This is a genomic window from uncultured Reyranella sp. (genome assembly GCF_945957355.1).
GTDB lineage: Bacteria > Pseudomonadota > Alphaproteobacteria > Reyranellales > Reyranellaceae > Reyranella.
This window is the reverse complement of record NZ_CAMFKM010000001.1, coordinates 391,195-404,358: the sequence shown is the minus strand read 5'-3', so window position 1 is coordinate 404,358 and position 13,164 is coordinate 391,195. Positions and strand designations below refer to the sequence as shown.

The 13,164-nt window shown below is 68.0% G+C and carries 12 protein-coding genes and 1 tRNA gene; 8 read left to right on the top strand and 5 right to left on the bottom strand.

Features of this window, described 5'->3' with window-relative positions; genetic code table 11:
* Positions 1–152: 152 nt before the first annotated feature.
* Genes Q0Q48_RS01950 through Q0Q48_RS01940 form a run of 3 tightly spaced genes read left to right on the top strand, consistent with a single transcriptional unit; the run spans position 153 to position 3,149 of the window.
* On the top strand, positions 153–1,223 hold the full coding sequence (locus Q0Q48_RS01950) for a TRAP transporter substrate-binding protein (protein ID WP_295133051.1): 1,071 nt from the start codon (positions 153–155) through the stop codon (positions 1,221–1,223).
* A 37-nt stretch (positions 1,224–1,260) separates the two neighbouring features.
* Entirely contained in the window at positions 1,261–1,860 is a 600-nt protein-coding gene (locus Q0Q48_RS01945; protein WP_295133048.1) for a TRAP transporter small permease, read from the top strand.
* Between the two features lie 2 nt (positions 1,861–1,862).
* Positions 1,863–3,149, top strand: coding sequence for a TRAP transporter large permease (locus tag Q0Q48_RS01940; protein WP_295133045.1), 1,287 nt, complete (start codon positions 1,863–1,865; stop codon positions 3,147–3,149).
* Between the two features lie 121 nt (positions 3,150–3,270).
* Here Q0Q48_RS01940 and Q0Q48_RS01935 read toward each other — a convergent pair whose 3' ends face one another.
* Positions 3,271–4,158 carry an alpha/beta hydrolase gene (locus tag Q0Q48_RS01935; RefSeq protein ID WP_295133042.1) on the bottom strand — a complete coding sequence of 296 codons (888 nt, stop codon included), beginning with the start codon at positions 4,156–4,158 and terminating at the stop codon, positions 3,271–3,273.
* Complete coding sequence (locus Q0Q48_RS01930; protein ID WP_295133039.1) at positions 4,155–5,210, bottom strand: serine hydrolase; 1,056 nt, start codon at positions 5,208–5,210, stop codon at positions 4,155–4,157. Before Q0Q48_RS01930 ends, Q0Q48_RS01935 begins: the two co-directional genes overlap by 4 nt.
* A gap of 51 nt (positions 5,211–5,261) precedes the next feature.
* Here Q0Q48_RS01930 and pyrC point away from each other — a divergent pair, with 51 nt between their 5' ends.
* From pyrC to Q0Q48_RS01910, 4 genes are all read left to right on the top strand, one after another.
* Positions 5,262–6,317, top strand: a complete 1,056-nt coding sequence (gene pyrC / locus Q0Q48_RS01925) for a dihydroorotase (RefSeq protein ID WP_295133036.1) — start codon at positions 5,262–5,264, stop codon at positions 6,315–6,317.
* 23 nt (positions 6,318–6,340) lie between these two features.
* The gene (locus Q0Q48_RS01920) at positions 6,341–7,138 is read left to right on the top strand and encodes an NUDIX domain-containing protein (protein ID WP_295133033.1); all 798 of its coding nucleotides are present in this window, start codon (positions 6,341–6,343) and stop codon (positions 7,136–7,138) included.
* 76 nt (positions 7,139–7,214) lie between these two features.
* Complete coding sequence (locus tag Q0Q48_RS01915; protein ID WP_295133030.1) at positions 7,215–8,492, top strand: ActS/PrrB/RegB family redox-sensitive histidine kinase; 1,278 nt, start codon at positions 7,215–7,217, stop codon at positions 8,490–8,492.
* A 23-nt stretch (positions 8,493–8,515) separates the two neighbouring features.
* Positions 8,516–9,106 (top strand): ActR/PrrA/RegA family redox response regulator transcription factor, encoded by a 591-nt coding sequence (locus Q0Q48_RS01910; protein WP_295133027.1) that lies wholly within the window; start codon positions 8,516–8,518, stop codon positions 9,104–9,106.
* Between the two features lie 126 nt (positions 9,107–9,232).
* Here Q0Q48_RS01910 and Q0Q48_RS01905 read toward each other — a convergent pair whose 3' ends face one another.
* Positions 9,233–10,573, bottom strand: coding sequence for an enoyl-CoA hydratase/isomerase family protein (locus Q0Q48_RS01905; RefSeq protein ID WP_295133022.1), 1,341 nt, complete (start codon positions 10,571–10,573; stop codon positions 9,233–9,235).
* A 25-nt stretch (positions 10,574–10,598) separates the two neighbouring features.
* A tRNA-Gly gene (locus tag Q0Q48_RS01900) sits at positions 10,599–10,673 on the bottom strand.
* A 57-nt stretch (positions 10,674–10,730) separates the two neighbouring features.
* Here Q0Q48_RS01900 and Q0Q48_RS01895 point away from each other — a divergent pair.
* Positions 10,731–11,888: an acyl-CoA dehydrogenase family protein gene (locus Q0Q48_RS01895; RefSeq protein WP_295133019.1), complete on the top strand. Its 1,158-nt coding sequence runs from the start codon at positions 10,731–10,733 to the stop codon at positions 11,886–11,888.
* Between the two features lie 93 nt (positions 11,889–11,981).
* Here the strand turns inward: Q0Q48_RS01895 and Q0Q48_RS01890 are convergent, their stop codons facing one another.
* Positions 11,982–13,136 (bottom strand): aminotransferase class I/II-fold pyridoxal phosphate-dependent enzyme, encoded by a 1,155-nt coding sequence (locus Q0Q48_RS01890; protein ID WP_295133016.1) that lies wholly within the window; start codon positions 13,134–13,136, stop codon positions 11,982–11,984.
* Between the last annotated feature and the right edge of the window lie 28 nt (positions 13,137–13,164).

Below are 13,164 nucleotides of genomic sequence, written 5' to 3'. Positions count from 1 at the left end.
ATCCCACCACCATTGTCATCGCAGGCGGGGTAACCCCCGCCTTGGAGCGTAAGCGAGGGACCCTTCCCGACCGTACCCTTGCCACTCCGGTCGAATTGAACGACAGTCGCGGCAACCGCGCGGGGTCAAAGGCGCGGAACAGGGAGCGACAGATGAAATTCACCGCACTTCTCGGAATGGCGGCGGCGTTGGTCGTCGGCAGCACGGGTATCGCTTCGGCGCAGACCGCCGCGCCGGCACAGCTCGACAGCAAGAAGTTCAACGTGATCGGCACGTGGAACTTCCTGAACATCAACAAGAAGGTCGAACAGCCGTTCTGGAGCGAGCAGCTCGGCGCGGCCTCGGGCGGCAAGCTGACCGGCAATATCAAGTCGATCACCGAGCTCAACCTCAAGGGCACCGAGGTGCTGCGGCTGCTGAAGACCGGCGTGTACGACGTGGCGCACGCGCTGCCGATCTACGTCGACGACGGCGCCGCGATCTTCGAAGGCTCGGACATTTCGGGCGTGGCGCAGAGCGTCGCTCAGCAGCGCGAGATCCTGAGCGCCTGGATGCCCGAGATGCAGAAGGTGATGCGCGACAAGTTCGGCTCGATGATCGTGTCGACCTTCGCCTTCCCGCAGCAGGTGTTCTTCTGCCGCGACGAGATCTCCAGCCTGGCCGACATCAAGGGCAAGAAGGTCCGGGTGCAGGGCGTCTCCCAGTCCGACCTGGTGAAGGCGCTGGGCGGCTCGGCCGTCACCATTCCCTTCGGCGAGGTCGTGCCGGCGCTGGAGAAGGGCGTTGTCGACTGCGGCATCACCGGCACCCTGCCGGGCTACCAGGCGAAGTGGCCGGAAGTGGTGAAGACCGTCGTCGACGTGTCGCTGGGCTACACCGCGGGCTTCGTCGCCGTGAACCTCAACGCCTGGAACAAGCTCTCCAAGCCGACCCAGGAATTCATGACGGCGCAGTTCAAGAAGCTCGAGGAGGCGGCCTGGGCCAGCGTCGAATCGGACACCAAGGAAGGCATCGCCTGCGACACCGGCAACGGCCCGTGTTCGGTCGGCCCGCCGGCCAAGCTGAAGCTGGTGATGCCGACCGACGCCGACCGCGCGCTGGTCAAGAAGGCGCTGAACGACGTCGTGCTGCCCGAATGGGCCAAGCGCTGCGGCGCGGAGTGCGCGGCCAAGTGGACCGAGATGGTCGGCAAGCGCTACGGCCTCGTCGCCAAGGCGAACTGAGCTTCGCCTCGCGGCCGCCCTTCGGGGAGGGGAATAGATGGAACGTCTGTGGCGCGGCGCGTCGGTCGCCGCCCTCTGGGGAGCGTGGGCCGGCGGCGCCATGATCCTGCTGGCGGCGGTCGTCGTCACGGTCGAGGTGATCTGCCGCAAGCTGCTGGCCTTCGCCTTCTCGGGCTCCGACGAGATCGCGGCCTATCTGTTCGCGGTCGGGACCTCGTGGTCGCTGGCGCACGTGCTGGTGACGCGCGGCCATGTCCGCATCGACGTGCTCTACGGCGCGCTCGGGCCGCGGATGCGGGCGCTCCTCGACCTGGTGGCGATCGTGGGCCTGGCGATCCTCGTCCTCGCGATCGTCGACCGCGCCGGCGAGATCTTCCTCGACAACCTCTCGGGCGGTAACCGCTCCAACACGCCGTTGCGCATCCCGCTCGCCTGGCCGCAGGCGCCGTGGTTCGCGGGCTTCGTCCTCTTCCTCGCCGTTACCGGGCTCGCCTTTTTGCGCAGCCTGATGGCGCTGCTGCGCGGCGACGTCGGCACCGTCGCCGCGACCATCGGCGTGCCGTCGCAGGACGAGGAAGTGAAGGGTGAGCTGGGCTCGCTGGGGATCGGCACCACCAACTCGGGCGCCGGGAGATAGACATGCTGGGCACCGCGCTCCTTCTCCTCGTCGCCCTGCTGGCGGTCAGCGTACCGGTCGCCGCCGTCATGGGCGTGCTCGGCCTCGCACTCAACCAGTTCTTCTCCTCGATTCCGCTCTATCTCGCGATGGGCGACATCGTGTGGAACGCCAGTTCCGAATACATCCTGATCGCCATCCCGATGTTCGTGATGCTGGGCGAGATCCTGCTGCGCTCGGGCATCGCCCATCGCGTCTATGCCGCGATCGCGACCTGGCTCTCCTGGCTGCCGGGCGGCTTGATGCACGCCAACATCGGTACCTGCGCGATGTTCGCGGCGACCTCGGGGTCGAGCGTCGCGACCGCCGCCACGGTCGGCGTCGTGGCCCTGCCGCAGGTCGCGATCCGCCGCTACGACGAGTCGCTGTTCCTCGGCACGCTGGCGGCCGGCGGCACGCTGGGCATCCTCATTCCGCCGTCGATCAACTTCATCCTCTACGGGCTCCTGACCCAGACCTCGGTGCCGCGGCTCTATCTGGCGGGCATGATTCCCGGCCTGCTGCTCACCGGCTTCTTCATGGCGATCATCCTCGCCTACTGCCTGATCTGGCCGGCCAAGGGCGGCACGCCGGTGGAAAGCACCTGGCGCGACCGGCTCGGCAGCCTGAAGGACCTGGTAGCGCCGCTGTTCATCTTTGGCGTCGTCGTCGGCTCGATCTATGCCGGCTGGGCCACGCCCACGGAGGCGGCCTCCATGGGCGTCTTCGCGGCGCTGGTGCTGGCCGCCTGGGAGCGCGCGCTCTCCTGGCCGATGATCAAGGCGGTGTTCGAGGGCACGATGCGCACGACCGCGATGATCATGCTGATCATCATCGCCGCGCAGTTCCTGAACTTCGTGTTGGCCAATATCGGTGTCACCGACGGCGTGGCCAAGGCGATCGAGGCGCTGGGCCTCGGCAAGGTCGGCACCATGCTGCTGCTGATCGTCTTCTACCTGATCCTCGGCTGCTTCATGGAGACGATCTCCATGATGATCCTCACGACGCCGTTCGTGTTCCCGATCGTGATCGGGCTGGGATGGGATCCGATCTGGTGGGGGATCGTGCTGACGATCCTGATCGAGGCGGCGCTGGTGACGCCGCCGGTCGGCCTCAACCTCTACGTCGTGCAGAGCCTGCGCACGGGCGGCGCCATCGCCGACGTGATCCGCGGCGCCCTGCCGTTCGTGGCGGCGATGCTGGGCCTGATTCTGCTGCTCATGGCCTTCCCCGACATCGCCCTGGGCCTGCCGCGCCTGGTGATGGGGTGACGGACAGGTCTGCGAATCAAAGGTCCCTCGCTGCGCTCGGGATGACAATGGAGGTTGGATCAGCGCACTGCGCTGACCCGACCAAGATTGTCATCCCGAGCGTAAGCGAGGGACCTTTCGCTTAACCCTTCAACACCTCGACCAGCTTCGCGTTGAACGCATCCGCCGCCTCGTACGCAACCCAATGCCCGGCGCCCGGGATCACGTTCATCTCGAAGCCGGGCTGCAGGGCGCGGAAGAGATCGATGCGCTCCTGGATGTGCGGGTATGTCGTCGAATCGAACTCGCCCCAGATGCCGGTGAGCGGCGTCTTCACCCGCGGCAGCACTTCGCTGAGCTTGAAGGCCTGGCCCATGATGCGGCTGCGCGTTTTGGCGCGCGTGGTGTTCAGGATCTGCATGTGGATCGCGATGCCGTCGACCGACTTCGGGTCGTGCAGCATCAGGATCTCGAGATTGCGCCGCGCCTCGGCCGCCAGGGTCTCGGGCGGCATCTCGGCTAAAAGCTTGTGAAGCTTGGGGCCGGGCTTGCGCGTGGCCTTGAGGCCGCCGGCGCCGACCAGCGCGATGCGCCGGATGCGGTCCTCGAACAGCGTCGCGATATGGCCGGAGACCATGCCGCCGAACGAGAAGCCCGCGATGGCGAAGTCCCGGTCCTTCGGCAGCAGCTCCTTCATCGCGGCCTCGACGCAGTGCGTCACCGACCAGATGTCGTTCACGTCGTCGGGCGGGTCGCTGTCGCCCAGCCCGGGCAGGTCGGCGGCGTAGACGCTGAAATGCTCGGAGAGCGGCAGGACGTTGCGGATCCAGTGGATCCACGAGCCCGACCCGCCGTGGAACAGCAGCAGAATCGGCTTGTCGGGGGCGGCGCCGAACACGTGCCACATCATCGTGCCGCCATTTCCCATGGGCACCCGCACGATCTCCGACTTCGCGGCGACTTGTTCGATATGTTCGGCGGCGGTACGGCCGTCCGACATACGCGGGACGGCGGAGTAGTCGAGGCTCATGCCTTGATCGCCCCCAGCAGACGTTCGACGAATTCCGGCGCCTTCTTGCGGTCGATCCAGCGCAGCACCGTGACGAGATCGTTCTCGGGATCGATCCAGACGATGTGGCTGCCCCATCCCAGCGCGAAGTAGCTGCTCTCGGACGCGGCGGCGAATTGCCTGCGGCCGGTGTTGAGCCACCACATCAGCCCGTAGAAGGGGGCGACCGGGCAGGGCTTCACCAGTTCCGCGGTCCAGCCCTTCGGCAGGATCTGCTTGCCCTCCCAGACGCCGCCCTGCGCCACCAGCCGGCCCATCAGCGAGAGGTCGCGCGCCGAGATGACGATGCCGCCGCCCCAGTGGCCGCCGCCCGGCACCGACAGCATCTGCTTGCCGTCGATCGTGTCGTAGGAATTGCGGTAGCCGTCCCACCGCCAGCCCTGCGAACCGCCGATCGGGTCCATGATGCGGCGCTTCAGCACCTGCGGCAGCGGTTCCCGGAAGACCTGCAGCAGAGAGCGCGACAGCCGGTTCACGCGGACGTCGTTGTACTCGTAGAAGCTGCCCGGCTTCTTCATCGCGCGGCGCGTGCCCTTGGGCGCGTCGGCGACGGCGACGCCGACCACGCGATTGTGGTCGATGCGGTCTTCCTTGCCGAAGACGGTGCCCGACCATTCGCTGGTCTGCGTCAGCAGATGGCGCCAGGTGATGTCCCGGTTCTGCTCGCTCTCGAACCCGTCGTCGAGCGCGTATCCCGCGACCTTGTCGTCGAGGCTTTTGATCAGCCCGTCGCCCAGCGCCAGGCCGGCGAGCAGGGCGAGGTAGCTCTTGGCCACGCTGAAGGTCATGTCGGCGCGGTCGACGTCGCCCCATTCGGCGATCTTGTGGCCGCCGCGATAGACGAGGCCCGACGGCCCGCCGCGCGGCGTCACCGGTCCCAGCACCTCGTTGTCGGGCGCCTTCTCGCCCGAATCGTAGGTCATCACGAACTGCCCGTCGGGCATGTACATGCTGGCAGGCCAGTTGGACTGGGCGGCCAGGGCGAAGGCGACGGCGTCGTTCAGGTCGTTCATGCCCGCAATCAACATTGGAGCCCGTCCGGGAGCAAGCGTAGAAAGCGCATCATGGCTCCTGCAAATCCGACACCCTCCACGATCACCATCCGCCGCCCCGACGACTGGCACGTCCACCTGCGCGACGGCGCGATGCTGGCGGCCTGCGCCGTGCACACCGCCTGCCAGTTCGCCCGCGCCATCATCATGCCGAACCTCGTGCCGCCGGTGACGAAGGTCGCCGAGGCCAGCGCCTATCGCGAACGCATCCGCGCCGCGGTCCCTGCGGCGCTGAAGTTCGAGCCGCTGATGACCTGCTACCTGACCGACGGCGCCGACCCGGCCGAGCTGGCGCGCGGCAAGGCGGAGGGCGTGTGGGTCGCGGCCAAGCTCTATCCGGCGCATGCCACGACCAATTCGGCGCACGGCGTGACCTCGATGGACAGGATCGCGAAAGGGCTGGAGGCCATGGAGAAGGCCGGCATGCCGCTCCTGGTCCATGGCGAGGTGACCGATCCCGAGGTCGACATCTTCGACCGCGAGGCGGTGTTCCTCGACAAGGTGCTGGCGCCGCTGCTGAAGCGCCACGAGGGCCTGAAGATCGTGCTGGAGCACATCACGACGCGCGAAGGTGTCGCTTTCGTCGAGGCGAATCCGGGCCGCATGGGCGGCACGATCACGCCGCATCACCTCAGCTACAACCGCAATGCGATCTTCAAGGGCGGCATCCGTCCGCACTTCTATTGCCTGCCGATCGCCAAGCGGGAGGAGCATCGTCTCGCCCTGCGGCGGGCGGCGACCTCGGGCGGGACGCAATTCTTCCTCGGCACCGATACCGCGCCGCACACGACGGACACCAAGGAGTGCGCCTGCGGCTGCGCCGGCGTCTTCAATGCGCCGGTCGCGATGCAGGTCTACGCGCAGGTCTTCGCCGAGGAGGGCGCGCTGGCCCATCTCGAAGCCTTCGCGTCGCTGAACGGCCCGCGTTTCTACGGCCTGCCGGCCAACGAGGAGCGGATCACGCTGCACGCGAAGCCGCTCGACATCCCGGACCGCATCGCGGTCCCGGACGGCGGAAAGGACATCACCGTCTTCCGCCCCGACACGCCGGTCGACTGGTCGTTCTAGGGTCGCTGGTTTATCGTGATGGCATGAGCAAACGAGGCATTCCCGAAGGCGCGGTCGTCCGCGGCACCGACAAAGGCTACGACGAGGCCCCCAAAGTCCCCCTGAAGCCCGGCAGCGAACGGCCGGTCGAGAAGATCGACAAGGTCTATCCCTACATGCGGCCGCGCGATGCCGCGACGCTGATCCTGGTGCGCATGCAGGGCAGCACGCCGGAAGTGCTGATGGGCTGCCGCGCCGCCGCCCACGCCTTCATGCCCAACCGCTACGTGTTCCCGGGCGGCAAGGTCGATCCAGACGATGCGCGCGTTCCCGTCGCGACCGCGCTCGATCCCTTCGTCAACGAGCGCCTGATGCGGGCCGCCTCGGCGCAGCGCGCGCGGGCGCTGGCCGTCGCCGCGGTGCGCGAGACCTTCGAGGAAAGCGGCCTGATGCTGGGCAAGCCGCTCGAGGGCGGTGCGCCGAAGAAGGACTATGGCGAGCACTGGAAGGGCTTCCTCGACCAGGGCATGGCGCCGGCGCTCGACTGCCTCGACCTGATCGCGCGCGCGGTGACGCCGCCCGGCCGGCCGCGCCGCTTCAATGCCCGCTTCTTCATGGCGCGCGCCGAGGATGCGTCGGGCGAGATCCGCCACTCGAGCGAGATGGGCGACATCCGCTGGGTGCGCCTCGACGAGGCGCGCGAGCTGCCGCTGCCGACCATCACCGGGCTGATCCTGGGCGAGATCGGACGGCTGGTGAAGGAGCCGCCGGACCGCACGGCGCAGCGCAGGATCCCGCTCTTCACGACGGTGCATCGCAAGCACCTGATGCTCGAAGAGTAGCATCGTGGCGGTGCGTGGCGACGACGCGCCCCCGTCTGCAGAGCCTCCGCCTGCCGCTCCGCGGCGCGCCAGCACCGTGACCGTCCTGACGCGCGGCGGCGTGCGCCTGCGCACCCTGGTGCTCATCCGCTGGGGCGCGGTCGCGGGCCAGGCCTTCACCGCCGCCGTCGTGCACTGGGGCCTGGGATTCGGCCTGCCGGTCCTGGCGGTCGGTGGCACGATCGCGCTGTCGGCGCTGCTCAACCTGACCGTCAGCATCGGCCGGCCGGGCTCGGCGCGCATCGACGACCGCGAGGCCGCGATCTTCCTCGCCTTCGACATCCTGCAGCTCGCGGTGCTGCTCTATCTCACCGGCGGCCTGATCAATCCGTTCTCGCTGCTGCTGCTGGCGCCGGTCGCGATCGGTGCGACGATCCTGTCGCTTGCCAGCAACGTCGCGCTCACCCTGCTCACCATCGCCAGCATCGCGTTGCTCGGCCTCTTCTATCAGCCGCTGCCCTGGAAAGGGCCGCCGCCCAACCTGCCCGACATCTATCAGGTGGGCGTCTGGTCGGGACTGTCGCTCACGACGCTGCTGATCACGCTCTATGGCTGGCGGCTCGCCGAGGAACAGCGCCAGATGGCCGATGCGCTGGCCGCCGCCCAGGCGGCGCTGGCGCGCGAGCAGCAGCTCTCGGCGCTGGGTGCACTGGCCGCCGCCGCCGCGCACGAGCTGGGCTCGCCGCTGTCGACGATCGCCGTCGTCACCAAGGAGATGCTGCGCGAGATCGAGCTCGACGATCCGTTGCGGGAGGATGTCGAGCTGCTGGCCGCCGAATCGGAGCGCTGCCGGTCGATTCTGGCGCGGCTCTCGACCGATCCTGCAGGCGATGTGTCGGATTCCTACACGCTCGTCCCGCTGCCGGCGCTGATCGAGGCCGCCGCGCAGAACTGCGGCCGCGAGGAGATCGAGATCGAATTCGAGGCCGGCCCGGTCGGCGACGGCGTGCCGAAGACGGCGCCCATCCAGCTGCGGAGCCCGGAGATCATGCAGGGTATCGGAAACATCGTTCAGAACGCCGTTTCGTTCGCGCGGCACGAGGTCCGCGTCAGCACGCGCTGGTCGCGGGAATGGTCGGAAGTGGAAGTGGTCGACGACGGGCCGGGCTTTTCCGAGGCGCTGCTGGACGAGCTGGGCACGCCGTTCATCTCGACCCGCCAGGGCCAGGAGGGGCACATGGGTCTGGGCGTCTTCATCGCCAAGACGCTGCTGGAGCGCACCGGCGCCAACGTGACCTTCGGCAATCGCAGCGACACGGGCGGCGGGGCCGCCGTTTCGGTGCGCTGGCCAAACCCCGTCTTCAAGGCTACATAGCGGCCGATGTCGAAGGAGTCGCCATGACCCAGGACAGCGGCGCCCCGCGCCCCTTGTCGCCTGTGATCGCCGGCACGACGAACAACAAGGACCGTACCTTGCTGATCGCCGACGATGATGCAGCTTTCCGCAACCGTATCGCGCGCGCGCTCGAGCAACGCGGTTTCATCGTCACCGCCGTGGGCTCGGTCGCCGAAGCGCTGGCCCAGACCGCCCGGCCGCCGGCCTTCGCCGTGCTCGACCTCAGGCTGGCCGACGGCAACGGCCTGGAGCTGGTCGGGCCGCTGCGCCAGGCGCGTCCCGATATCCGGATCGTCGTCCTGACCGGCTACGGCAACATCGCGACCGCGGTGGCCGCCGTGAAGGAAGGCGCCGTCGACTATCTCGCCAAGCCGGCCGACGCCGACGCCATCGAGCAGGCGCTGACGGCCCACGGCCGCAAGCTGCCGCCGCCGCCCAGCAATCCCATGTCGGCCGACCGCGTGCGCTGGGAGCATATCCAGCGCGTGTTCGAGCAGTGCGATCGCAACGTCTCCGAGACGGCGCGCCGCCTCAACATGCACCGCCGCACCCTGCAGCGAATCCTCGGCAAGCACGCCCCGCGCGAGCACTGATCGAAGCGTGACCCCTCCGTCGTCGCAAGACGACGACACCTCCCCATTTGAATGGGGAGGAACGAAGAAGCTTTGCCTCCCCATTCGAATGGGGAGGTGCCCCGCAGGGGCGGAGGGGTCAGATAGCTAGGCCCGCCGGCTCGCCGCGTTCCAGTACTGTTCGAGATTGGAGATCAGCGCCGGGCTGAAGTGGCAATAGGCCTGCTCGCGCGCGTAGAGGGCGGCGTAGCGGCGGAACGTGTCGAGCGGCTCTGAGCCAAGTCGCAGTGCGCGGCGGTTGCCGATGGCGCCGACGGCGCCCGATCCGGTCAGGCGATCGATCACGCGAACGATTGTGGCGTCGATCTCGTCGGGCGCCACGACCTCGTCGCAGATCATGCGGCCGACTTCGGAATCGCACTCGATGCGGCGCTCGTACATGATCGCCTGGCGCGCGAGCCGGTCGCCCACGAAGCGCTGGAGCCGCAGGTTCGCCATCGCCGGGATGATGCCTTCCTTGCGCGCCGGCAGGGTCATGTAGGCGTCGCGCCCGGCGATGTTGAAGTCGGAGGCCAACAGGATCTGGCAGCCGCCGCCGATGGCGAAGGTCTCGACCGCGGAGATCCAGAGCTTCTCGATCGAATCGCCCGCGACCTCGTCGGGCGGCACGTCCGGCCGGGCGAGGCCGCGGAACATCTTGTTCACGAACCCCATGTCGCGGATCAGGAACCACAGGAACGGGATCTTGCCGTAATAGAGGTGCGTGAGGTTGATGCCGGCATTGTAGACGCGGCGGCCGGCATACTTGCCCTCCGGCACCACGTCGCCGCGCAGCACCGCGACCTCGCTTTGCCGGTCGAGGATGCAGACATCGGCGCCGATCTCGGTCGCGGCCTGGGTCGCATTGTCCTCCGAGTTGAGGAAGCGCCGGTTGGACAGAAGCAGCACCGCCGCCTTGCCCTGGCGCTCGACCCGCGCGTAGCCGAGGTCGAGCTTTCCGTCGCGCTGGAACTTCGCGAGCGCTTCCGATGACTCTTCACGCGGCAGCAGCATGGTGTGGCAGAGGTGCAGGCCGCACTCGGGATCGGCGAGGAACTGGTTGCAGAGGATGCCCTGGTCGATCTCGACGCCGTCCTTCTCGGCCTGGCGCAGCTCGGCCTCGGCCGCGACCTCGGCCTGTGTCGGTGCGAGGCCGGGCACGAGGGCGGCGGCGTCATAGACCAGGCGCTCGATGCGCACGAACCTGGCGCGATTGTCGGTCAGCTTGTCGTAAAGCGTGCGTGCGTGGCGGCGCAGGAAGGCGAAGCGGGCTTCGCGTGCGGCCTGTTTCAGCGCTTCGGCCTGGTCATAGGCGGCGGCATCGCGGTTTGGCTTGGCGGGCAGTCGCGCCAGTCGCTCGGCGGCGTCTCGCCAATGGGCGGAGAAGGCGGCCACGTCGGCCGCGAAATCGCCGCTGGCCGCGACCGGCGCCGGTGCCATCCCATCCATTGCGACGTTCCTGCCCGAAAATTTTTGGAGCGGGCGACGGGATTCGAACCCGCGACCTACGGCTTGGGAAGCCGACGCTCTACCCCTGAGCTACACCCGCATTGGCTCCATTCTAGCCCGTCGTTGCGCCCGAGGTCCAATCGTGTATCTGAGGAAGATGCTCGATGAAGTCCTCACCCCCGAAGAGCGCGCCGTCGTGGCGCGCGCCAAGGCTTTTGCCGAAGAACAGGTCGCTCCCAACGCCGCGCGCTGGGAGTGGGAACGTCGTTATCCGCTCGAGACCATCAAGGCGGCCTGTGCGATCGGCCTCAACACGATCGAGCTGGCGAAGAAGCATGGCGGGCAGGGCCTGTCCTTCTCCTGCAAGCTGCGCGCCTTCGAGGAGATCGCGCGGCACGACTTCGCCTTCGCCTTTGCCCTGATCAACCACCACAATGCCTGCGCGCGCTTCGCCCGCGACGGCCAGCCGGCCCACGTGGCCCGTCTGCTGCCGCGCATGCTGACCGGCGATCTGATCGGTTGCGCGGGCCTCAGCGAGCCCGGCGTCGGCAGCGACTTCGGCGGCCTGGAGATGGAAGCCGTCAGAGTCGAGGGCGGCTGGAAGGTGAACGGCGCCAAGGCGTGGATCACAAATGCCGCGGTCGCGGGTCTTTCGGTGGCCTATGCGCAGACCGACAAGGCACAGGGTTATCGCGGCATCATCTGCCTCGCCATCGAGGCGGAGCGGCCGGGTTTCCATCGCGAGAAGCCGTTCGAGCTTCACGGTGGACACGCGATCGGCGTCGGCGGCTTCCGGCTGGTCGACTATTTCGCGCCGGACGAGGCGGTGCTGCATCCGCCCGGCAAGGCCTTCAAGGCCGCGCTGGCCGGCATCAACGGCGCCCGCGCCTATGTTGCGGCGATGTGCTGCAGCATGCTGCAGGCGTCGCTCGAGACGGCGGTGCGCTACACGCAGCAGCGCACGACCTTCGGCCAGCCGGTGATCGAGCATCAGGGTGTGCGCTGGAAGCTGGTCGATGCCGCGACCGACCTCGAAGCCGCGCGCCTCCTCTGCTACCGCGCCGCACGCCTGATCGACGAAGGCGCCGACGCCGTCCTGCCGGCGGCGCACGCCAAGAAGTTCGCGACCGACATGGCCGTGCAGCGCATCGCCGACTGCATCCAGGCGATGGGCGCCAACGGCCTGCGCGCCGACTATCCGCTGGCCCGCCATCTCGCGGGCGCCAAGATCGCGGCCTACACCGACGGCTCGATCGAGATGATGAACGAGCGTATCGGTGCGGGGCTGGGCGCGGTGTTCGGTACGCCGGCTTAAGTACGAGGAACGACGATCATCGGAGCGCGCCACTCCAGTGGCGCTCATGATCATGATTGCGCCACTGGAGTGGCGCGCTCCAATGAGGCTCCGTTAAGCGTTGTGGGCGCGCTTCAGCGCCTGGTCGAGATCGTCGAACAGGTCGCTGCTCTCCTCGACGCCGACCGATAGCCGCAGCAGGTCGGGCGGGCAGGGCGTGCCCGCTCCCTCGATGCTGGCGCGATGCTCGATCAGGCTCTCGACGCCGCCCAGCGACGTGGCGCGCTTCCACAGGCCGACCCTCGCCGCCGTGGCGATGGCTGCGCGCTCGCCGCCCTTGACCCGCACCGACAGCATGCCGCCGAAGCCGCCCTTCATCTGCTTCGCCGCCGCCGCGTGGCCCGCGAAGGAGGGCAGGCCGGGATAGAGGACCTCTTCCACCATCGGATGCTCGGCGAACTGCTCGGCTAGGTTCTGGGCCGACCTGCAGGCCCAGGCGACGCGCGGGAACAGCGTACGCATGCCGCGCATCAGCAGCCATGCCTCGGTCTGGCCGAGGATCGTGCCGAGCTGCGAGCGGATGGTCCGCAGCTTCGCCCAATAGGCATCGTCGCGCGCGCCGGTGAGCGCACCGGCGATGATGTCGGAATGGCCGTTGAGATACTTGGTGGCCGAATGCATGACGATGTCGGCGCCGTGCTCGATCGGTCGCGTCAGCACCGGTGTGGCCACCGTCGAATCGACGCCGAGCAGCGCGCCGGCCTTGTGCGCGATCTCGGCGATGGCGGCGATGTCGGAAACGCTCCAGGTCGGGTTCGCCGGGGTCTCGATCCAGACGAGCTTCGTGACCCCTGGCTTCACCGCCGCGGCCACCTGATCGGTCTTGTCGGTGTCGACGAACTCGATCTTGAGGCCCCACTGCGTGGCGAAGGTCATCAGCCAGTTGCGCAGGGCCCAGTACATGACTTTGGAAGTCACGACATGGTCACCGGGTGACAAGGCGAGGAAGCAGGCGGTCGCCGCACTCATGCCCGACGAAAAGATCAGCGACTTTGCGCCCCCTTCGAGGGCCGTGAGCGTTGCCTCGGCCTGGTCGAACGTGGGATTGTCGGCGCGCGCGTAGATGCGCCCAGAGCGATAGCCGTTGTCCTCGTCGCGGAGATAGGTGCTGGCCATGTGGATGGGCGGCACGACGGCCTTGGTGACCGGGTCGATCCATCCCATCGCCTGGGCTGCGAGGGAGGCGGAAGCATATGTTTTCTCGGACATCGGGGCACCATCGGCTTACGCGAATCTT